We start from the raw sequence: 19,096 nt of genomic DNA, 5'->3' as shown, positions 1-19,096 counted from the left end.
GTTGACCACCAACGCGATGAGACCCGAGAAGCGCACGATCCGGCGCGGCACCAATCTGCCGCGCATGGGGGACTTCAACGAGTCCGTGATTCTGGACGCGATTCGCAGGCACCCGGCGGGCTTGAGCCGGGTCGAACTCGCGCAGGCCACCGGCCTGTCCGCGCAGACCGTTTCGAATATCACACGCCGGCTGCTCGACCAGGGCGTGGCCCGTGAATCGGGGAAGCAGAACACCGGCAGTGGGAAACCCCGCACCCTCCTCGAAATCGTCCCGACATCTCGCTACGCCGTAGGAGTCCACCTCGACCCCGCCGTGATCACCTGCGTGCTGGTGGATCTTCTCGGCACGGTCGTCGGCCATCGCAGCCGGCGGACCCCGAGCGGCGGTGACACGGACGGGACTGTCGCGGACATGGCCGCCTCGGTGCGCTCGCTCGTGGCGGAGTCGGGGATCGACGAGGCGCGGGTGCTGGGCCTGGGCATCGCCGCGCCGGGGCCCATAGACGCGTCCGCCGGCTGGGTGATCGATCCTCCGGAGTTGCCCGGCTGGGGCCGCTACCCGCTACGTGACCGACTCAGCGAGGCGACCGGATTCCCGGCACTCCTCGACAAGGACGTCACGGCCTCGGTCGTCGCGGAGCGCTGGGCCGGGACGGCTACCGAGAGCCGCAACCTTCTCTTCTTCTACCTCGGCACCGGCTCCGGGATGGGGCTGGTGGTGGACGACACCGTGCTGCGCGGCGTCTCCGGGAACGCCGGCGAGGTCGGCGGACTCGGCGCGGCCTGCTCAACGCGGACGCTCGTCGACGAGGCCATCGCGCTGGGTGTTCTTGGTGCCGAGTACACGGTGCTGGATCCGGCCGACGCCCAGCGCGGTCTGGAGCGGCTGGCGCGGCTCGCCGCCGAGGGGGACGCACAGGCGGACGGCATCATCGAGCGCCTGGCCATCCGCATCGGCCGGGGAGTCTGTGCGGCGGCGACGCTCCTGGACGTCGACGCCATCGTCTTCGGCGGACCGACGTGGCTCGTGCTCGACCACCGTCTTCTCGCGACCATCGAACCGATGGTCGCACGCTCCCCGTTCGTCAGGGCGACCCATCCGACAACGGTCGTCTCCACCACGCTGGGCGAGAACGTGGCCGCGGTGGGAGCGGCGTCCCTGGTCCTCGACCAGGCCCTCTCCGCCCAGCCCAGGTCTCTGCTGCTGGGGTGAACCCACGCCGCCCCGAAGGCTCAGTGCCGGTGGGTGCGGCAACGCCCGGCGCGCTGTCCAGCCTGGCCCGCACCGTCTGCGGGCCGGGCCAGGCACGGTGATGGCGGTGCCGCGCGTGTCGAGTTGGCCGGCGAGCACTCGGGCCTGTTGCGTCGCCCAGACCCGACTGGGCTGGCGGTGACGCCCGTGATGTGCAGTTGGCGGGTGCCATGTTCCAGGAACGCCATGGCGTACAGGCGCTTTCCGCGCACGGTGTCCACGTGGAAGAAGTCCGCTGCGATGATCCCTCGGGCTGGGGTGGTCAGGAACTCGCGCCAACTGGGGCCGGGCCGACGTGGATCCGGATCGGTACCCGCGGCGTTCAGGAGCGGCGGCGCTCGTCACGCTCCGGCGAGCAGTCCGTCAATGAGCACGCGGAGCTTCCACGCGGCGCGCGTCACTCCGTCACCGCCGGTCAGCAGTGGGGTCAGCGCACGGATCGTGGGGTAGCGCTCGGCTGGCAGTGACCGGTAGAGGGCGTCCAGCCGGGCGGCGAACGCCTCCTCCGCCTCGGCCGGCGAACCACCCGGCCGCTCCTGGCTTTGCCGGGCGCGGGACCACATCGCCTCCTCCAGGGCGGACGAGGCGATGTACTGGCCGATCAGATCCGCGGCCCAGGCGCAGGCGGCGTCGCTGATCCCGCCGCTCCGCAGCAGCCGCAGCAGTTCCTCGGTGATACGCAGGATGTGCGGGCCGGGCAGGGCGCCCGTCATACCGACGGTGGCGATGTCGTTGTGGGCGGCGAGCGCGGTCACCGCGCGGTCCACGAGCAGTTCGAGCCGGGCGCGCCAGTCCCCGTCCGCCTCGGTGGGCAGTCGGACATCCGCCGCGGCCAGGTCGTGGGCGAGGGCCATCAGCGTGCCCCGGTCGGGCACGTACACATACAGCGAGGCGGGTCCCGTCTGTACGGCCTGGGAGACCCGCCGCATGCTCACCGCCTCGCACCCCAGCTCGTCCACCAGGGCCAGGGTGGCGGCCACGATCGCGTCGAGGCTCAGTGTGGTTTTCGCGGACCTGGTCCGGGGGCGGGCGGGCATGGCCCTCATCCTAGCTTGACGAACGTCGTTCGTTAAGGGCAGTCTGCCGTTGACGAACACCGTTCGTTCCGTTCGTCGCGGCATCGTCCGCCTCATCCGAAGGAGACCCGTCCATGACCTGGGACGTACACCGCCTGCCGCGGGCCGAGGGCAAGACCTTCCTGGTCACCGGCGGGAACGCGGGGATCGGCTACTTCGTCGCGGAGCAGCTCGCCACGACCGGCGCCACGGTCGTCATCGCCGGCCGCAGCACCTCGAAAGCCGAAGCGGCGACGGCCTCGATCCGCTCGCGCGTACCGGGCGCGCTCGTGCGCCACATACCGCTGGACCTCGCCGATCCCGCCTCGATCGAGAAGAGCGTGTACGCGCTCGATGTCCAGGCCCTCGACGCGGTGGTCCTGAACGCCGGTGTCCTGCTGGACGGTCCACCGCGCCGCGAGACCGCCGCCGGCCATGAGCTGATGTTCGCCACCAACCACCTGGGACACTTCGCCCTGACCGCCCATCTCGCCCCGCTGCTCCACGCCGCGCCCGCCGCCCGGGTCGTCACCACGGGCAGCTTCGCCGCCGGAAGCGAACGGATGGACCTCGACGACCTCCAGAGCACCCGCGACTACCGGCCCAAGCGCACCTATGGGCGCTCGAAGCTGGCGCAGATGCTGTTCGGCATCGAACTCGACCGCCGGCTGCGGGCGTCACACAGCACCACCATCAGCGTGGTGTCCCACCCCGGCGGCGCCCTGGACGCCCTCACCCCCTCCCGCCCCCCACTGCACGTGCGCACCACGGCCCAGCGACTGCGCGGTCTGCCGCTGGGACTCCTGGTCCAGGGCAAGGAAGCGGGCGCCCGGCCCGCGGTCCGAGCCGTCCTCGACCCGGCCGTACGCGGGGGCCAGTTGATCGGCCCCCGCGTGTTCGGCCTGCGCGGCAGACCGCGGTTCGAGCCGGTACGGGAACACGTCGCCGACACCGACACGGCGCGCCGCTTGTGGACGGCCAGCGTGGCCCTGACCGGCATGGACCCGGCTCCCAGTGTCGGCTGAGTGTGTCGGGACGTCCGCCGTCGGCCGTAGGCTCCGCCTCCAACACAACGCCATCGACCTCCTCAGCAACGCCCTGCACGACCGGGGTGTCCAAGTCGGCCGCCGACCGCATCATCGATCACCTCGGGCCGGCGCTCGCGCTCCAGCAACGCAAGCGGTTGCGCAAGGACGCCGTGCTGATCGTGGACGGCACCCTGGTCCCCACCCGCGACCACCAGGTCGCCGACATGTACGGACAGGGTGAGTCCGAGGAGATCGTGGGCAAGGCGCTGCGGGGGCGCCGTGACGACGTCGTACTCGCCACCAAGGTCCACTTTCAGATGGGCGAGGGCCGCAACCGCGGTGGCAACTCGCGGCGTTGGATCCTCAAGGCGGTCGAGGACAGCCTCAGGCGCCTGAACACTGACTGGATCGACCTTTACCAAGTCCACTTCCCCGACCACTCCACTGACATCGAGGAGACGCTCTCGGTGCTCAGCGACCTCGTGCACCAGGGAAAGATCCGCGCCTTCGGTTGCTCGAACTACCAGGCTGAGGAGATCGTCGAGGCACACCACGTCTCCGAGCGGCGCGGCCTCGGACGCTTCCGCACCGACCAGCCGCCCTACTCGATTCTGGCCCGCGGGATCGAGGCCTCGCTCCTGCCCGTCTGCGAGCGCTACGGAATGGGGGTACTGGTCTGGAGCCCCCTCGCCTTCGGGTTCCTGACCGGCAAGCACCGCAAGGACCAGCCGATCGACCTGGCAACCGGCCGTGCCGCGCTCCGACCGTCTTTCTTCGATCCCGCGATCGCCGAAAATACCGCCAAGCTCGACGCCGTGGAACAGCTCATCGAACTCTCGGCAAGCATCGGCTGCACCCTCCCACAGCTCGCCGTAGCCTTCACCGTGGCCCACCCCGCCGTCACCTCGGCGATCATCGGACCGCGGACCATGCAGCAGCTGGAGGGTCAGCTCAAGGGCGCCGCGCTCACCCTCGATGATGCGACCCTCGACCGGATCGACGAAATCGTGCCGCCCGGGACTAACCGGTACAACCCCGCAGCCTCACTCCCCCCGCGGTCACTGACCGAGACCGCCTTGCGGCGCCGCCCAGTCACCGAACGCTCCGCAGCCTGAGTGACCTGATCGCGGTGGACGGGTTCCACATTCAGGGCGGCACTGGCCTGCGCCGTTTCCCTCACGCCCTCTGAGTCTTCTGGCTCGGCGAAGTCGGCGGCCAGTTCAGGATCGCAACCACGGCGACGCTCCTGTCGCTACTTGCGATCACCGAGTTGGATGCCGGTCCGAGTTGGATGGGGGGCCTGACGGCGGCTACTTGGCACCGTGGGTCGAAGACAGGAGATCGGGGCGCCTAGCGGGCTCCCGCAGGGGCACGGAGCTGTTCGGTCAGCCGCTCAAGTTCGGCCGTCGTGGCAGGCGAGGGGTCGTTGAGTCCGCTGTGCACGGCCGTCGGGCTCCTCAGGAAGCGCCGGAGCACGGTCACGAGCAGACCTTGCGGCAGAGTCCGCAACGCGGCGAACGCGCGAGGTACTGGTGGCGTCGCCATGGCGGCGAGGTTCTGCCGCATGAGGTGGAGCATGCCGCGGAGTGCGTCGGGATCGTCGGCCAGCTCTACCGGGCCGCCCGCCATGTGCACCGCCTGCCCGAGCGGGACCTCGAACGCGGCGTGCGTCTTGAGCCAGGCATCCATGTGCGGTTCGGCCTTGGTGTTGATCCCGGCGGTGCGAAACGTCTCCACGATCCGTTCCAGTCGGGGGGTGGTGCGCCCGTCGGGCTCGCCGATCGGCATCGCAACCCGGCGGGTCATGAAGCTGATCTTGCGGTAGCGAACCACGTCGCCGTCCATCGTGCCGGCGGCCGTGGGGAAGCCGAGCAGCACCCGCTCGTGGCCGATCACCGCGCCCAGCGGTTGCGCGCCGGCCGCCCAGTTGTGGAGGAACAGCACGTCGCCTTCGACACGGGCGAGTGACTCCAGCACCGCGTCCACCTGGTGGGTGCGGACGAAGACGGTGATCAGGTCGTACCCGCCGTCCGGGTGCTCGACCACCGGTACTGATATCCGTCTGCCAGCTGGGCTGTCTCCCTCGGCGAGCTGCACGCCGTGCCGGCGCAGAGCGGTCAGGCGCTCGCCCCGGGCGAGGAGCGAGACGTCGTGACCGGCCTCATACATGCGGGCAGCGAACAGGCTGCCGAGTACTCCGGCGCCGTACACGAGCAGCTTCATGTCAGTCCTCATTCACGCGTTCGTTTGATTCATACGTTCGTTTCATTCAATCATATGTATAGTTCCTTGCGTGGCGACCTCAGACACCCGCACCCAGATCCTCGACGCGGCCGAGCGCCTCTTCGCCGAGCATGGATACCGCGGCACCTCGGTCCGCGCGATCACCAAACTCGCCGGAGCGAACCTGGCCGCCGTCGGCTACCACTTCGGCTCGAAGGCGGAGCTGATGGCCGCAGTCGCTCGCCGCGTGGTCGAGCCCATCAACGCTGCCCAGTGCGCCGGGCTCGACAAACTGCTCGCCCGGACCCCCGACCCACCGGTCAGCGAACTGGTGGAGGCATTCGCGGGGCCGCTGTTCGACGAGATGTCGGCCGGCGACGAGGGCGGCGCCCGGACGTCCCGGCTGATCGTGACGATCCTCAGCGACCCGGCCGAGGAGGTACGCAGCTGGACCGGCCCGGCCGAGGACTCGGTCCGCGAGCGCTACTTCGCAGCTTTCGCGCGCGTACTGCCCGGCCTTTCCCCGGAGGAGCTGTGGTTCCGGATGCGGGGGATCCTTGCCGTAACGGCCGTCGACCGCCTTGAGGTCCACCAGCAGCCCTCCCCTGGCTGCGTGTCCCCAGTAGCGGGCGAGGCGGCCCGGCGATGGGCGATCACGTTCCTGACGGCAGCGATGAGTGCGCCACCGCCCCGGACCTGACGACCCAAGACAGACGCCGGCGGCGCGGGTCAGGCGGCGTTCGCCCTGTGGACGAGGGCAGTGAACTGGGCTTCGGCTCGGGGATGACCTGCTGGCGTCGCCTGCGCGACTGGAACGACGCGGGAGTCTGGCAGCGTCTGCACGAGTCGCTGCTGGCCGAGCTGCACGCCGCCGGCGCGCTGGACTGGTCCAAGGCGCTGATCGACGGCTCCCATGTCCGGGCCATGAAGGGCGGCCCGAAACCGGACCGAGCCCGGTCGGCCGTGCTCGAACAGGCTAGAAGCACCATCTGATCACCGAAGCGCACGGCATTCCGCCGGCGGTGTCACTGACCGGCGGAAACCGCAATGACCTCACCCAGCTCATGCCCTTGATCGAGGCCGTCCCGCCAGTGCGGGGCCGACGCGGACGGCCCCGCCGACGGCCGGACACCATTTACGCCGACCGCGGATACGACCACGACAAGTACCGCAAGCAGGTCCGGGCCGCCGGAATCACCCCGGTCATCGCACGGCCCAGCACCCAACACGAATCGGGGCTGGCCGTGCACCGATGGATGGTTGAGCAGAGCTTCGCGCCGCTGCACTGGTTCCGCCGGCTACGCATCCGCTGGGAGATCCGCGACGACATCCACGAAGCCTTCCTCAGCCTGGCCAGCGGCATCATCTGCTGGCGACGGCTGAAGAACCCGTCACTTTATTAGGAGTTCTTAAGGCAGTGGAAGAGCTGTCCGAGCATGCGGTTGAACAGGTGCCGTTGGGCCTGGGCATGCCAGTCTCCGACTTCGCGCCGATGGCGGTAGTGGGCGTTCGAGCCGGGCGAGGCCGTCAACGGGGCGAAGGCCCAGAGGCAGCCGGTGTTGTGAAGCCGGTTGTTTTTGATGATGCGGCGTCCGACGTGGTGCTTCTTGCCGAAGGCGCGGGTGATCGGGGCGGAGCCGGCGTATGCCTTGAGGGCGCGGGCGTCGATGAAGCGGTTGCGGTCGTCTCCGGTCTCGGCGAGCACCCAAGCGCCGGTCTGCGGTCCGAGGCCGGGAAAGCTCAGGATGACCTCAGCGTCCGGGTGCTGTCGAAGAGACCGCCTGCACCGCCTCGGCGAGTTCGTCGGTGGCAGTGCAGGCGGCGTCCAGCTGCCTCAGCAGGGCGAGTACCTGCTGCCCCCAGGCGTCTTCGACCAGCGGTGGCTGGTGACCGTACTCGGTGCGGAAAACCTCCCGCAGACGCTGGGCCTCGGCTTCAATCCCGCGGAGGCGTCCCGCTCGCTTGAGGGCGGCGCGGAGCTGGGCCAGGGACAGACTCGCCGCCCTCGTCGGTGCGGGAGCGACTGCCAGCAGAACGCGGGCCTCGGGGCACCACAAGCCGTTTTGCCAGTTGGCGAAGGCTTTCAGGGCGGCGGGGTAGTACTCGCGCAGCAGGGAGCGCAGCTGGTTGGCGATCTGCTGGCGGTTCCAGGTGGCGTCCTGTTGTGCGCGGGCGAGGACGGCGATGGCGCGGGCAAGGTCGCTGTCGTAGGGCAGTGGCCGGTGCATGGCCATGTCGGTGCGCGGGATGTTGGCCAGGACCAGGGCGTCGCCGGGGTCGGACTTCTTGCGCGAGACGCCATGCCAGTCGCGGTAGCGGGCGGCGGCCATCGGATTGACGGCGAACACCTTGCGTTTGCCCTGCCGCAAGGCCGCGACAAGCAGGCCGCGGCTGGTCTCGATGGCGACCGGGATCGGGGCGTCCTCGGTGTCGCCGCACTCGGCGAGCAGGTCCAGCAACAGCTGATAGCCAGCCGCGTCGTCCATGATGCGACGTTTGGCCAGGAGCTTGCCGGTGTCGTGGATCAGAGCGATGTCGTGATGCGTCTCGGCCCAGTCGATCCCGCAGTAGATCAACTCGTCCCTCCCCTTCTTCGTTCTGTTCGCGCTGGTTGCGAGCGCATGCGGGCCACGCGGCGACCTGATTCAAGGACTCGAACCATGGGGTCGGTCCGACATCTCACAAGCCGTTCGCGGCACCAGCGCACCCCACGGGCCTCGGTCAGCACCAGAGCTCAGTGGCTCGTGACTCATAAGAGGTCACCGTGCGGCGGGCTCGCACCACGAACACCAACGAACCAGTGCGGTCTGGGGTGGTGGCGGCTGCGGCGACGCCGGCCGCTGCCGGTCTTTCGGGAGGCCTGCATGGCCGGAACCAAGGCATCCGCCCGGCGCTGGCGCGGCCGCCACCACCCGATGCGAGGGTCCGCCCGCCGTTCTTTCGGAAGGCATCAAAGGGCCAGGAAGCAACTAGGCGTCACGGACTTCCAGTCGAACAGTCCGACCGAGCTCACCGCCCGGACGGAGCCGCTACTCGGGCTGCGTTGTGGTCGCGGTCGTGCACCGTCCCGCAGGCACCGCACGTCCACTCACGGACATGCAGGGGTTTGGGACCGTCCCTGAATCCGCAGGCCGAGCAGACCTGAGAGGACGGCAAAGCACGGTCGACCGTGGCGAAGGTACGACCGTGCAGAGCCGCCTTGTACTCCAGCATGCCGACGGACGCGGACCATCCCGCGTCGTGCACGGACTTGGCCAGACGGGTGCGTCCGAAACCGGACACCGCGAGGTCTTCCACGTACACCGCTTGGTTGTCGCGGATGATCTGTGTGGATGTCTTGTGGTGCCAGTCCCGACGCCGGTTTGCCACCTTGGCGTGCTGGCGTGCGACCTTGATGCGGGCCTTGGCCCGGTTCTTCGATCCCTTGGCCTTGCAGGACAGCTCCCGCTGAAGGCGCTTGAGCTTCTTCTCAGCCCGGCGCAGGAAGCGCGGGCCATTGATCTTCCGGCCGTCGGACAGGACGGCGAAGGCGGACAGGCCGAGGTCGATACCGGCTTCGGTCTCCGCCTCGGGGAGGACATCCGGCTCGGTGTCAACGACAAAGCTGAGGAAGTACCGGCCGAGCTGTCCATGGTGACGGTTACAGAAGTCGGGGCTGCCGGAAGCCGGCGCGACCACTTGACGTTGAGGTTGCCGACCTTGGCCACGTACACGGTGCCGTCGTCCTGGAGGCAGAATCGAGCAGCAGCGACGTCCACTCTGAGGTGCACGTCAGAGCAGCCTTGAGACGCATTCATCCCCGGCGCGAACGCCGGGGCCTTCTGCAAGGAACCCGGTAAGCCCTGCCACCTGCCAGTAGCCAGGCAAAGTGAGCCAGGAATCCCCTCCGTCAGGAGAGGGAGGAGTCAGAGTGGACTACTCAGCCAAGCTGCGCCTCCAGCCACCGCAGGACGTCGGGTACGACCGGGTCTGTGATGTCCGCGAACTCGTCGTGCCGCTTGAGGAACTTGGCGACGAAGGGGCAGACCGGGACGATCCGCATTCCGGATGCGCGCACGTCGACGAGTGCCTGCTGGACCAGCTGTGGGCCCAGCCCCTGGCCTGCGAAGGCCTCGTCGATCTCCGTGTGGAAGAAGACACGCTGCACGCCCCGGTCACGGTAGGCGGTCAGCCCGGCGCGTTGGCCGTCGACCAGGATCTCGTACCGGCGATCGGCGTCCACACGCTCGACGACCGTGGTGGTGGAGGACTCGCTCATGGTGTGCCTTTCGTAAGGGAGGTCAGCGGGTCGGTGGGTTCCGGCGCGGTGTGATGACGGCGTTCGGCAGGGCCGGTGCGGGAAGGCGGCCGCCGGGAAAGTCCTCGATGACGCCGAAGCGATCGGAGGAGGCTTCCCAGTCCTCGCGGGCTTTCACAATGTCCTCGTGGCTGCGACCGATGAAGTTCCACCACATGACGATCTCCTCCCCGAAGGGAGGTCCTCCGAGGAGGATGGTCCGCGCCGGGGCGTCGGTCTCGTTCACGATCGTCAGGGTGTCCGCGCCGCGAGGGACGTAGCCGAGTTCGGCAGGCCGCAGCACAGTGTCGATCAGGCGGATGTCCCCGCTGTCCACGAGGAGGCCGTGCTCGAAAGCCGCGTCCACGGCGAGAGTAAGCGTCACGTGCGGTTCGATGACGATCTCGGCGCCGAGCAGCGGCGTGAAGGCCCGGACCGGGGAGGTCCGGCCGACGAGCGAGCCCAGAAAGACCCTGATTTCGGCCCCGTCGACCTGCGCGAGTTCGGGCACGTAGTGCTGGAAGTCGCGGGCGGTGTTGCGGTGTTCCTCGGGCAGGGCGACCCACAACTGGACGCCGTGGATGACGGTGGTGCTCGGGGTGGAGACCTCCGAGTGGGCGATGCCATATCCGCCGGTCATGAGGTTCATCTCGCCGGGCCGGACCAGGGCGTGGGTGCCGAGGGTGTCGCGATGCTCGACCTCTCCGCTGAACAGACAGCTCACCGTCTGCAGTCCGGTGTGTGGATGCGGGGGCAGGTCCATGCCACCCGACGCGGCGACCTGGTGCGGGCCGTAGTGATCGGCGAAGCACCAGGCGCCGATGAGTGTGCGCTCCCGCTGGGGCAGCGTCCGCCGCACGCGCATCGCACGTGGACCGCCGAGGGGGACCTCACGCGCCGACAGGACATCGACCCGGCGGGCTCCGGTTGGCCGGTCGCCTTCGACGAGCGCACCGCAGCGCAGAGCCGCGGCATCGGTTTCCGCGTTGCTCACCGAGAGCACCTCCTACCCGATCTGGTTGTCGCGTCAACTATGATGCCACGGAGGCAGGCCGATGGCCACAGCACCCGTACGAACACAGGCCACTTCGAGCGTGGCCCGAAGGAGGCCCCGACATGAGCAACCACACCCACAGCTCCCCACCCCGCAGGATCTTCATCGACAAACAGAGCCCCAAGGCCTTCCATGCCCTGCTGCAGGTCTCGGAGGCGGTCCGAGCAACAGCCTCCGAGGCCGGGCTCGACCGCACCACCGTGGAACTGATCAACCTCCGCGTATCGCAACTCAACGGCTGCGCCTACTGCCTCGACGCGCACACTAGAGCGGCCCTGCGCGCCGGTGAATCACCGCAAAGACTCGGAACCCTGAGCGCATGGCGGGACACCGGCCTGTTCACCCCCTCGGAGCGCGCCGCCCTGGCGCTGGCCGAGACCACAACCGATCCGGTGAACGCCGCGACCCAGACATCCGCCTACGAGGCCGCCCGACAGGTTCTCTCCGAAGACCAGATCTCAGCTGCGATCTGGGTGGCGGTCACCATCAACGCGTTCAATCGCGTGTCGATCATGAGCAAGCACCCGGTACCGCCGCTTCACGACAAGTAGAGGCGGTTGGCCCGCCACACCGCCGGCCTTCGGCATAGCCAGTGCGGCGGAGACTTGGTTGACGAGTCGCGCAAATCGTCATGAGATCGATGTACGTCACCGCCGCCGTGTTCAGCGTGCTTCTCGCATTTGTCACGCTGAACACGGGTGCACCCAAGGCTTTGCTCAAGGCGGTGTCACCGCGGGGCTGCGGTCGCACATGGGGTTGGGTGCGGGCACGGTCCGTTTCATCGGACTGCCGAGGTCGCGGCGGCGGCGGGCCTGATCGTGGGCCTCTTCTGGCAGCCGCTCGGTATCGCGGCGGCCACCGGCTTCGCTCTCACCGTGATCGGCGCCGTGGGCTATCACGTCTACGCCGACGTCTACGCCAGCCCCGAGACCCGGGGGGAACGCCATAGCCCCCTTCATTCTCATCCCGTCCCGCTCTCAGCGGCCACTGCGGCGACGCTCACGCCGGCCACATGACACACGCCGGGCAGCCGGTTCTGTTCAGGATGGTTCCTCGTCCAGCTTCTCCACTACGCGCTCGGAGATCCGAGCCAGCAACCGCAGCTCCGACGGCGTGACGTTGTCAAGGAAGAGCTCACGCACCGCCTCCACATAGCGCGGGGCGGCAGCTTCGATCACCGCTCGCCCCTCGTCTGTGATAACCACGAACGTGCCGCGGCCGTCCTCGGGACACTCGTCCCGCACCACCAGACCACGCTTCACCATCCGGGCGATGTGATGGGACATCCGGCTCTTCTCCCACTCCAACGCCCTGGCAATGTCCAGAAATCGCCGCCGCCCGTCCGGTACGTCCGTCAGCTCGACCAGTACGGCGAAGTCCGGGGGCGACACGTTGGACTCCGTCTGCAGCAAGCGAGACAACCGGCCCATGAGCCTCTCATGCATGCGGACGAAGCTCCGCCACGCCTGCTGCTCCTCCGCCGTCAACCTACGCACCGCCTGTTCCATGAAGAGGCCGCGGCCACTCGTTGACGGTCCGGCCCTCGGCCCACAACGGTTGGCTCAGTCGACCGACCAGCGATGCCGCCCTAGCCGAAGGGGCCCCGCCGAGGGGGGAGCTCCCGGTGCCACTTTGCCCCTTCAGCGGCACGCCGTCGTGCCTCTGAAGACGCTTTCCCCTCATTCGGCATTCCGAGGGTGTCCGCCGGAAAAGCGGCACCCTCGGGGCATGGCCTGCCGGCGGTAGCGGGTCAGCCCACCTGGATGTTCGCGGCGTTCTCGGCGAGCCAGTCGTCGAAGCTCTTGAGTGCCGGGTTGATCTCCCGCAGGAGGTCCAGGTCGCGAGCGCCGGTGAACTCCTGGTCGAAGTCGCCGTAATACTGGAACATGTTGGCGATCTCGTCGCCCGCCGGTACGCCCAGGGAGCGGAAGACGTCGTAGGGCACCGACTGGAAACGCACCGGCTCGCCGATCGCGGCGCCCAGCTTCTGCGCGTACTGGGCGCCGGTCAGGTGGTCGCCGGCGAGGCCGACGGTCTGGCCAATGAACTGCTCGCTGCCCTTGAGGATGGCGAGCGCCATGCGGCCGATGTCGTTCACGTCCACGCCGGCCAGCAGCTTGCCGTCCTCAAGCGGCAGGGTCAGCGTCAGTACGCCGTCCTCGGCACGCTTGGGACCCATCATCGACAGGAAGCCCTGGAAGAAGAAGGTGGTATTCAGGAAGGTGGTCGGCAACCCGGCCTGCCGGAAGAGCTCGTTGCCCTCGCCCTTGGCGTCGAAGTGCGGGACGTTGTACTTCTCCTGCAGGACGGGCATCCGCTCGTCCTCCAGCGGCAGCAGTTCGCGGGTGTCCTCCAGCGTCGACCACACCACGTGCCGCAGTCCGGCATTCTTCGCGGCCCGCACCAGAACCTCGATCTCCTCCGTCTCCTTGGCCGCCGAACCGTGCGCCCAGAAGTTGGTGACGAGGAAGGCGCCGTAGGCACCCTCGAACGCCTTGTGCACGGTCGGTTCGTCATGGAAGTCCGTCCGTACGACCTCCGCACCGAGCTCCGCGAGTTCCTTGGCCGCGGGTGAGTCGGGGTTCCGGGTCAGCGCACGCACCGTGAACCCCGAGTCCGGATCGCCCAGGATCGCCCGCGCGGGGCCGCCTCCCTGTGCACCGGTGGCTCCGGCGACCGCGATGACCTTCTTCTCACTCATGCCATTACCCCTACCCAAGGAGATATTGTTGATGGATCAACTGAAGCGCATTCCGGTTGACGAATCAACCTGTGGCACAAGATTGAGCCGTGCTCGCTGCGAAAGTCACCTGAGTGGCGCAACGCGACCGGCCACACGCCCAGCTCGGCGAGAGCGGGATAGTTCACCCCGAGGCACGCGCGGGCGGCGTCCAGGGCCGCCATGACCGCCAGAAGGCCGCCCAGGAGGACAAGAGGTGACTCCGTGGCACCGGCGCGCAGGCAGCGGGCCGTCCGCCGTGGTGCCTGGCACCGGTCGGGCTGCCGCGATCAGCAGACGCGACTGGCCGCATTTCATGATCAGGTAGATGACGTTGGACAGGCGGCGCTTGAGTACCTGGCGGGCCTCGGTGGGTGCGCGTCGGTGGACCTGATCGTCACCTCACCGCCGTACTTCGCCCAGCGCTCCTACGGCGGCGACGGCGAGGACCTCGCGGGGTAGATCGGCTGCGAGGCCTCGCCGGAGGAGTACCTGGAGGCGATGTGGGCGTGCACCGCGGAATGGGCCCGCGTCCTCAAGCCGTCCGGGTCGATGTTCGTGCTGCTCGGCGACGAGTACCACGGGGCACCCGGCGGCGCCGTCCAGGGCGGCGCCCGCGGGGTGCGCTCCGAGCACGACCGCAAGCGCGGCCGCACCCAGTACGCCCCCAAGCGGCACAAGGCCACCACGAGCGTGCCGGACAAGTCACTGTTCGGGATGCCCTGGAGGTACGCGATCGGCTGCGTCGACCGCCTCGGACTCATCCACCGCGCCGAGATGATCTGGCACAAGCCCAACCCCATGCCCGGGTCCGTCGCCGACCACGTCGTGCGCGCCCACGAGACCGTCTTCCACTTCACCCGCGATCCGCAGTACTGGCACGACCCCGAGCACGCCCGCCTGCCCAGCGTGTGGACCGTGCCCACCACCCCGCTCAAGGTGCCGGTCGAACTGGAGGACGCCCGGCACTTCGCAGCCATGCCCGAGGCCCCGCCCCGCCGCCTCATCCTCGGCTACGCCCCGCCGCTCGGGATCGTCCTGGACCCCTTCGGCGGCACCGGCACCACTGCGGCAGCGGCCAAGGCCCTCGGACGCGTCGGCATCAGCGCGGACACCTCACCCGCGTACACCCAACTCGCCGCCTGGCGCAGCCAGATGGTCGCGTTCGGCCCGGCCGGCGGCATCACGGCGGGTGCGACTGTCGGTGACCGCGTTCTGGACACGTGCCCACGCGCCTGCGTTCTCGTGCAGGAACGTGGCGGAAACGTCGGCGCGTTGAACGATGGCGAGGACAGTCACACGGCCGCGGTCGCGGCGGAGCCGGCCGATGGCTGTTGCCACGCGGTCCAGTTTCGCTTTGGTCTGCGCGCGGCGGGCCGCGATGGCGGCCGCGGTGTTCGAGGGCTTCATGCCGCCCTACCTTCTTTGGCATGGCCCGGTCGTTTGCGACGATGGGGCCGCGCGAGCGGGGCAGGGATGGTTTTCATGCTGGCTGCCGTCGATGGCTGGAGAGGCTGTTCCCCCTGCCCCGCCACTTCTTCCGGACTGCTGATTGGGCTCTGCGGACCATGGCTCAGTAGGGCGAGGACAGGCGTAAGGGGTCGCGCCGAACGTTGCACGGCGAGGGGAGCGTCATGGCCGCGACCGCGGGATCCGATATCGGCAAGGACTTCCACTGGCTGGCCGCCATAGACGACCGGGGCGGGCCGCTGGTCAGCCGCCGGGGCGACAACGACCCGGAATCGATCGAGCAGGCCATCGGCGAACTACTCACCATCCAGGCCGACCACGACGGTCTGACCGTCGGAGTGGACCTGATGGGCGGCATCGCGGGACTGCTGACCGCCATGCTGCTGGCCGCGGGCTTTCGCTGCGTGCACGTGCCCGGCCTGGCGGTCAACCGGGCCATGCCGGGACCGAAGGCCGGGAGCCTCCTTACGAGGCCACGAAGAAGGTAACGGGGGCGAACACACAGGTCCGAGCCCCGTCGACCGCTAGAACCCAAGGGGGCAAGCCGGGTTCCAAGATGTACGTCATGTCGGACGCGAACGGCCTGCCCCTCCTCGTCGGTGTCTCCGCCGGCAACACCCACGACAGCGAAGGGCTGAAGCCGATGGTCGATGGCCACCAAACGAGACACGACCCTCATTTGCTCGTCCGGTCCACGGCGCCGCTTTCCTATCCGCGCCACTCCGGTGGCTGCTTGACGATCCCGAGATCACTTTCAGCGTCGAAGCCGACGCGCTCGTGCGGAAGAGCGGCTGGGCGTCCGATGTCGGCCCCCAGGTCGAAAGCGGCGGCGGCGATCGCATCGGCTATGTCCGCCTCCTGGTGCTGCTGCTTCACCCGTTCATGATGTGCGCTCAGAAGATCAACGATTCTCCGGATCGGACCGTGACGGAGGTCAGGAGTCGGCGTTTCCTCGCTCATGGATGGTGATTCCCTTCCGTAGACCCCGCGCAGGGGTGATCGGTGGCGTGCAGGCGTCGGGCCGTCAATCTCAGGGGCGAGGGATGTTTCGCAGGTTGGCGCGGGCCAGGTCGAGCATCTTGCCGACGCCGCCGTCGAGCACTGTCCGGCCCGCAGCAAAGGCGAATCCCTTGACCTGGGCGGCCGAGATGTGCGGCGGGATCGACAGCGCGTTGGGATCGGTCACCAGGTCGACCAGGAACGGTCCGTCGTGGGTGAGGGCCCGCTTGAGTCCCTCGACAACATCCCCGGGGTGCTCGATGCGGATCGACTCGATGCCCGCGCTGCGGGCGATCGCCGCGTAGTCCACCGGCTCGTGGTCGGTCTCATGCTCCGGCAGCCCCTCGACGAGCATCTCCAACTTCACCATGCCCAGGGAGGAGTTGTTGAAAACGATCGTCTTCACCGGCAGATCGTGCAGCTTCACTGTGAGCAACTCGCCCATGAGCATGCCCAGTCCGCCGTCACCCGACATCGAGATCACCTGGCGGCCGGCGTAAGCGAACTGCGCGCCGATGGCGTGCGGCAGCGCGTTGGCGTGCAGGAACGAACCGATCACCCGGCGCCGTCCATTGGGGGTCAGATAACGCGCCGCCCAAACGTTGGACATGCCGGTGTCCACGGTGAACACTGCGTCGTCGGCAGCGAGTTCGTCCAGAACCGAGGCAGCGTACTCAGGGTGGATCGGGGTGTGCCGCTCAACGTCGTGGGTGTAGGCGGAGACCACCTTCTCCAGCGACTTGGCATGCTTGTGCAGCATCCGGTCCAGATAGGTACGGTCCCGCTTCGCCTTGACCAACGGCAGCACAGCCCGCAGCGTCTCCCGGACGTCGCCGTGGACCCCGAGTTCTAGCACAGTGCGACGGCCGAGGCGGCCCGCATCGTGGTCGATCTGCACGGTCCGTGCCTGCGGCAGGAAGTCGTTGTACGGGAAATCGGTGCCGAGCAAGACGACCAGGTCGGCCTCGTGCATCGCGTCGAAGCAGGCGCCGTAGCCCAGCAGACCGCTCATGCCCACGTCGTACGGGTTGTCGAACTGGATCCACTCCTTGCCCCGCAGGGTGTGCCCGATGGGGGCGGTAGCCTTCTCGGCGAGCGCCATGACCTCGGCGTGCGCGTCCCGCACTCCCGCACCGCAGAACAGCATCACCTTCCGTGCCGCGTTCAGCTTCTCGGCCAGCGCCCGAACCTGTATGTCCGGCGCGACGACGCGGCCGTACTCAGTGACCAGGTCGCTGCTTTCCGTCGGGTGAGTCGCCTCGTCGTGCGCGACATCGCCCGGTATCACCAGGACTGACACCGCGCTGTTGCCAAGCGCCCGCTGCATGGCGATCCGCAGAACCCGGGGCATCTGCTCGGGGGTGCTGATCATCTCGCAGTAGTCGCTGCACTCGGTGAACAGCCGTTCCGGGTGCGTCTCTTGGAAGAATCCGGTACCGATCTGGTGGGACGGGATGTGCGAGGCGAGTGCCAGCACGGGCGCGCCGGAGCGGTGCGCGTCGTACAGTCCCTGAATCAGATGTGTGTTTCCGGGGCCACAGCTTCCGGCACACACCGCGAGCCTGCCGGTCAGCTGTGCCTCTGCTGCCGCAGCGAAGGCGGCGGCCTCCTCGTTTCGTACATGCACCCACTCGATGCCGTCGGTACGGCGCACCGCGTCGACCACCGAGTTCAGGCTGTCACCCACCACACCGTAGATCCGCTGCACGCCCGCCTGGCGCAGAACGTCCACCATCTGCTGGGCCACGGTCAGATTCCGCATCGCCGGACTTCTCCCCTCGGGCTGCACACTTGTCCCATATGACTCTCGACAGCCTCAATATAGTTGATGCATCCACTTTAGAAGTATGGGCGTCGAAGGCTCGCCACTGGGGACGGCTTAGACGCGCCGTCGGCGGCGCAATCGGACAGCTCACCACCAATCTGGTCGGCGCCCTGCGGGAGCGGCGCCAGACCATGCGCGCCCTGGCGCCGCCCGCCCGGCCGACATCCTGGAGGCCGAGCCCGACCTGGAGACCTGCGGCTACGGTGCGGCGCGGTCATGGGACGGTCCCCGTCGTTGAGCGCGGTGAGCAGCCGGATAGATTCGGCACGGGGCCGTCCGGATGCCGCGCCCTGACCCTGCGGGCCGGATGCCGCGCCCTACCCCTGCGGGAAAGACAGCCGCACCCGGCGGCACCGAGGCCGCCTTGGCCTACCTGCGCGGCCTGCTCGCGGTCGGGAGGAAGCTGCCCGCCAGCGGCACCCCGGCCGCCACCGCTGTCATCGCTCGCTACGGCGCCGCGCTGCCGCCGATGGCCATTACCTTCCTGGCCGCCACCCACGGCGTCAGCACCGGCCAGCGCGCGCCCGCAGCATCCTGCTCGACGAGCTCGCCCCGCAGGACTTCGGTCCCGGCCCGGTCCTCGACGTGCCGCTCGCCGCCCGGACCGGCAACCGCCCGTGGCGGCAGTCGATCGGCTTCGACGACGTGGACACGCTGGTACTGCGCCTGTCCACCGCCGCACTGATCTGCTGTGCCTACCTGTCCGGCATGCGCTGCCGAGGAGAACGGGGCGGAGTTGCATCTGATGCAGCACTCCGCAGGGTTCAAATACGCGCGAATCAGCAGGTGATGGGCCTCTGCTCCGCCATCCTCTCGCACGGCGCAGGCGATCTGCCAGTGACTCTTGCGCTTCACCGACGTCACCCCACAATGATGCGTCTAACGCAACGGAGGTTGGAGTGGCGGAAGCGGCCGGCCGCTCATCGCACGAGACGACCACGGCGCCGAGGTCTGCGGCCCATGCGTCGGCTTCGCCGCCGACTACACCTGCAAGCAGTGCGGCCGGGCCGGAAAACCTCAGAGCCGCGGCCGATGCGCTCACTGCGTACTCGCTGAACGGGTCAATGCCCTGCTGGCCGGGGCCGACGGCACGGTCACCCCGCAACTGAAGCCGCTCGCGGCCGCGCTGGCAGCGGCTCCCTCACCGTTCCCCGCGATTCAGTGGATCAAGGCGAGCCCGAATACCAAGCTCCTT

18 protein-coding genes and 6 pseudogenes are annotated in these 19,096 nt (G+C 68.6%); 13 read left to right on the top strand and 11 right to left on the bottom strand.

Features of this window, described 5'->3' with window-relative positions; genetic code table 11:
- Positions 1 to 16 precede the first annotated feature (16 nt).
- Positions 17 to 1,213 (top strand): ROK family protein, encoded by a 1,197-nt coding sequence (locus IF11_RS0128100; RefSeq protein ID WP_030354547.1) that lies wholly within the window; start codon positions 17 to 19, stop codon positions 1,211 to 1,213.
- Between the two features lie 380 nt (positions 1,214 to 1,593).
- Here IF11_RS0128100 and IF11_RS0128095 read toward each other — a convergent pair whose 3' ends face one another.
- The gene (locus tag IF11_RS0128095) at positions 1,594 to 2,289 is read right to left on the bottom strand and encodes a TetR/AcrR family transcriptional regulator (RefSeq protein ID WP_051746305.1); all 696 of its coding nucleotides are present in this window, start codon (positions 2,287 to 2,289) and stop codon (positions 1,594 to 1,596) included.
- 113 nt (positions 2,290 to 2,402) lie between these two features.
- Between IF11_RS0128095 and IF11_RS0128090 the strand changes: the two genes are divergently transcribed.
- From IF11_RS0128090 to IF11_RS0128085, 3 genes and pseudogenes are all read left to right on the top strand, one after another.
- On the top strand, positions 2,403 to 3,332 hold the full coding sequence (locus IF11_RS0128090; protein ID WP_037728769.1) for an SDR family NAD(P)-dependent oxidoreductase: 930 nt from the start codon (positions 2,403 to 2,405) through the stop codon (positions 3,330 to 3,332).
- Positions 3,333 to 3,415: 83 nt separating this feature from the next.
- Positions 3,416 to 3,557, top strand: a pseudogene (locus tag IF11_RS41675) (IS5/IS1182 family transposase); the annotation flags it as partial.
- Positions 3,554 to 4,450: pseudogene (locus IF11_RS0128085) on the top strand (aldo/keto reductase); the annotation flags it as partial. The pseudogenes IF11_RS41675 and IF11_RS0128085, both read left to right, overlap by 4 nt.
- Positions 4,451 to 4,685: 235 nt before the next feature.
- Here the strand turns inward: IF11_RS0128085 and IF11_RS0128080 are convergent.
- Positions 4,686 to 5,558 carry a ketopantoate reductase family protein gene (locus IF11_RS0128080; protein WP_030354543.1) on the bottom strand — a complete coding sequence of 291 codons (873 nt, stop codon included), beginning with the start codon at positions 5,556 to 5,558 and terminating at the stop codon, positions 4,686 to 4,688.
- 70 nt (positions 5,559 to 5,628) lie between these two features.
- Here IF11_RS0128080 and IF11_RS0128075 point away from each other — a divergent pair, with 70 nt between their 5' ends.
- Both IF11_RS0128075 and IF11_RS42400 read left to right on the top strand, forming a co-directional pair.
- Positions 5,629 to 6,258: a TetR/AcrR family transcriptional regulator gene (locus IF11_RS0128075; RefSeq protein ID WP_030354542.1), complete on the top strand. Its 630-nt coding sequence runs from the start codon at positions 5,629 to 5,631 to the stop codon at positions 6,256 to 6,258.
- Positions 6,259 to 6,335: 77 nt separating this feature from the next.
- A pseudogene (locus IF11_RS42400) lies at positions 6,336 to 6,961 on the top strand (IS5 family transposase); the annotation flags it as partial.
- Here the strand turns inward: IF11_RS42400 and IF11_RS37075 are convergent.
- The 4 genes and pseudogenes from IF11_RS37075 to IF11_RS0128045 all read right to left on the bottom strand — a co-directional run bounded on the left by IF11_RS37075 (position 6,958) and on the right by IF11_RS0128045 (position 10,828).
- Positions 6,958 to 8,134 (bottom strand): annotated as a pseudogene (locus IF11_RS37075) (IS110 family RNA-guided transposase). The pseudogenes IF11_RS42400 and IF11_RS37075 overlap by 4 nt on opposite strands.
- Positions 8,135 to 8,570: 436 nt before the next feature.
- Positions 8,571 to 9,295: pseudogene (locus IF11_RS37070) on the bottom strand (RNA-guided endonuclease InsQ/TnpB family protein); the annotation flags it as partial.
- A gap of 182 nt (positions 9,296 to 9,477) precedes the next feature.
- Positions 9,478 to 9,816 (bottom strand): GNAT family N-acetyltransferase, encoded by a 339-nt coding sequence (locus tag IF11_RS0128050; RefSeq protein ID WP_030354539.1) that lies wholly within the window; start codon positions 9,814 to 9,816, stop codon positions 9,478 to 9,480.
- A 22-nt stretch (positions 9,817 to 9,838) separates the two neighbouring features.
- Positions 9,839 to 10,828, bottom strand: a complete 990-nt coding sequence (locus tag IF11_RS0128045; RefSeq protein WP_030354538.1) for a pirin family protein — start codon at positions 10,826 to 10,828, stop codon at positions 9,839 to 9,841.
- A gap of 122 nt (positions 10,829 to 10,950) precedes the next feature.
- Between IF11_RS0128045 and IF11_RS0128040 the strand changes: the two genes are divergently transcribed.
- A complete protein-coding gene (locus IF11_RS0128040; RefSeq protein WP_030354537.1) occupies positions 10,951 to 11,439 on the top strand; it encodes a carboxymuconolactone decarboxylase family protein in 489 nt (162 codons plus the stop codon).
- A gap of 147 nt (positions 11,440 to 11,586) precedes the next feature.
- A complete protein-coding gene (locus IF11_RS42775; RefSeq protein ID WP_078490968.1) occupies positions 11,587 to 11,904 on the top strand; it encodes a DoxX family protein in 318 nt (105 codons plus the stop codon).
- Between the two features lie 24 nt (positions 11,905 to 11,928).
- Here IF11_RS42775 and IF11_RS0128030 read toward each other — a convergent pair whose 3' ends face one another.
- Positions 11,929 to 12,396: a MarR family winged helix-turn-helix transcriptional regulator gene (locus tag IF11_RS0128030; protein WP_030354535.1), complete on the bottom strand. Its 468-nt coding sequence runs from the start codon at positions 12,394 to 12,396 to the stop codon at positions 11,929 to 11,931.
- 242 nt (positions 12,397 to 12,638) lie between these two features.
- On the bottom strand, positions 12,639 to 13,589 hold the full coding sequence (locus tag IF11_RS0128025; protein WP_030354534.1) for an NmrA/HSCARG family protein: 951 nt from the start codon (positions 13,587 to 13,589) through the stop codon (positions 12,639 to 12,641).
- Between the two features lie 113 nt (positions 13,590 to 13,702).
- On the opposite strand from IF11_RS0128025, the gene IF11_RS43300 reads away from it, so the two are divergent.
- From IF11_RS43300 to IF11_RS41670, 5 genes and pseudogenes are all read left to right on the top strand, one after another.
- Complete coding sequence (locus tag IF11_RS43300) at positions 13,703 to 13,828, top strand: hypothetical protein (RefSeq protein WP_425315201.1); 126 nt, start codon at positions 13,703 to 13,705, stop codon at positions 13,826 to 13,828.
- A 4-nt stretch (positions 13,829 to 13,832) separates the two neighbouring features.
- Positions 13,833 to 14,069: a hypothetical protein gene (locus IF11_RS0128015; RefSeq protein WP_030354533.1), complete on the top strand. Its 237-nt coding sequence runs from the start codon at positions 13,833 to 13,835 to the stop codon at positions 14,067 to 14,069.
- Positions 14,070 to 15,299 carry a DNA methyltransferase gene (locus tag IF11_RS39455; RefSeq protein WP_280521090.1) on the top strand — a complete coding sequence of 410 codons (1,230 nt, stop codon included), beginning with the start codon at positions 14,070 to 14,072 and terminating at the stop codon, positions 15,297 to 15,299. It abuts the gene before it with no gap.
- On the top strand, positions 15,242 to 15,565 hold the full coding sequence (locus IF11_RS0128005) for an IS110 family transposase (RefSeq protein WP_030354532.1): 324 nt from the start codon (positions 15,242 to 15,244) through the stop codon (positions 15,563 to 15,565). Before IF11_RS39455 ends, IF11_RS0128005 begins: the two co-directional genes overlap by 58 nt.
- Before the next feature lies 1 nt (position 15,566).
- A pseudogene (locus tag IF11_RS41670) lies at positions 15,567 to 15,756 on the top strand (IS5/IS1182 family transposase); the annotation flags it as partial.
- Between the two features lie 29 nt (positions 15,757 to 15,785).
- On the opposite strand, the gene IF11_RS41075 reads toward IF11_RS41670, so the two are convergent.
- From IF11_RS41075 to IF11_RS41070, 3 genes are all read right to left on the bottom strand, one after another.
- A complete protein-coding gene (locus tag IF11_RS41075) occupies positions 15,786 to 15,953 on the bottom strand; it encodes a hypothetical protein (RefSeq protein WP_157848453.1) in 168 nt (55 codons plus the stop codon).
- Between the two features lie 154 nt (positions 15,954 to 16,107).
- Entirely contained in the window at positions 16,108 to 17,838 is a 1,731-nt protein-coding gene (locus IF11_RS0127995) for a pyruvate dehydrogenase (protein ID WP_030354531.1), read from the bottom strand.
- 510 nt (positions 17,839 to 18,348) lie between these two features.
- On the bottom strand, positions 18,349 to 18,765 hold the full coding sequence (locus IF11_RS41070; protein ID WP_157848452.1) for a hypothetical protein: 417 nt from the start codon (positions 18,763 to 18,765) through the stop codon (positions 18,349 to 18,351).
- Positions 18,766 to 19,096 lie beyond the last annotated feature (331 nt).

The organism is Streptomyces scopuliridis RB72 (assembly GCF_000718095.1).
Classification (GTDB): Bacteria; Actinomycetota; Actinomycetes; order Streptomycetales; family Streptomycetaceae; genus Streptomyces; species Streptomyces scopuliridis.
Note: the sequence above shows the minus strand (reverse complement) of the source record. Positions and strands in the feature narration are given on the sequence as shown.

What these genes read in the sequence shown, in the direction of transcription:
- IF11_RS0128100 (WP_030354547.1), top strand. Translation starts at nt 17, where the DNA reads ATGAGACCCGAGAAGCGCACGATCCGGCGCGGCACCAATCTGCCGCGC.
- IF11_RS0128095 (WP_051746305.1), bottom strand. Translation starts at nt 2,289, where the DNA reads ATGCCCGCCCGCCCCCGGACCAGGTCCGCGAAAACCACACTGAGCCTC.
- IF11_RS0128090 (WP_037728769.1), top strand. Translation starts at nt 2,403, where the DNA reads ATGACCTGGGACGTACACCGCCTGCCGCGGGCCGAGGGCAAGACCTTC.
- IF11_RS0128080 (WP_030354543.1), bottom strand. Translation starts at nt 5,558, where the DNA reads ATGAAGCTGCTCGTGTACGGCGCCGGAGTACTCGGCAGCCTGTTCGCT.
- IF11_RS0128050 (WP_030354539.1), bottom strand. Translation starts at nt 9,816, where the DNA reads ATGAGCGAGTCCTCCACCACCACGGTCGTCGAGCGTGTGGACGCCGAT.
- IF11_RS0128040 (WP_030354537.1), top strand. Translation starts at nt 10,951, where the DNA reads ATGAGCAACCACACCCACAGCTCCCCACCCCGCAGGATCTTCATCGAC.
- IF11_RS0128030 (WP_030354535.1), bottom strand. Translation starts at nt 12,396, where the DNA reads ATGGAACAGGCGGTGCGTAGGTTGACGGCGGAGGAGCAGCAGGCGTGG.
- IF11_RS0128025 (WP_030354534.1), bottom strand. Translation starts at nt 13,589, where the DNA reads ATGAGTGAGAAGAAGGTCATCGCGGTCGCCGGAGCCACCGGTGCACAG.
- IF11_RS0128005 (WP_030354532.1), top strand. Translation starts at nt 15,242, where the DNA reads ATGGCCGCGACCGCGGGATCCGATATCGGCAAGGACTTCCACTGGCTG.
- IF11_RS0127995 (WP_030354531.1), bottom strand. Translation starts at nt 17,838, where the DNA reads ATGCGGAATCTGACCGTGGCCCAGCAGATGGTGGACGTTCTGCGCCAG.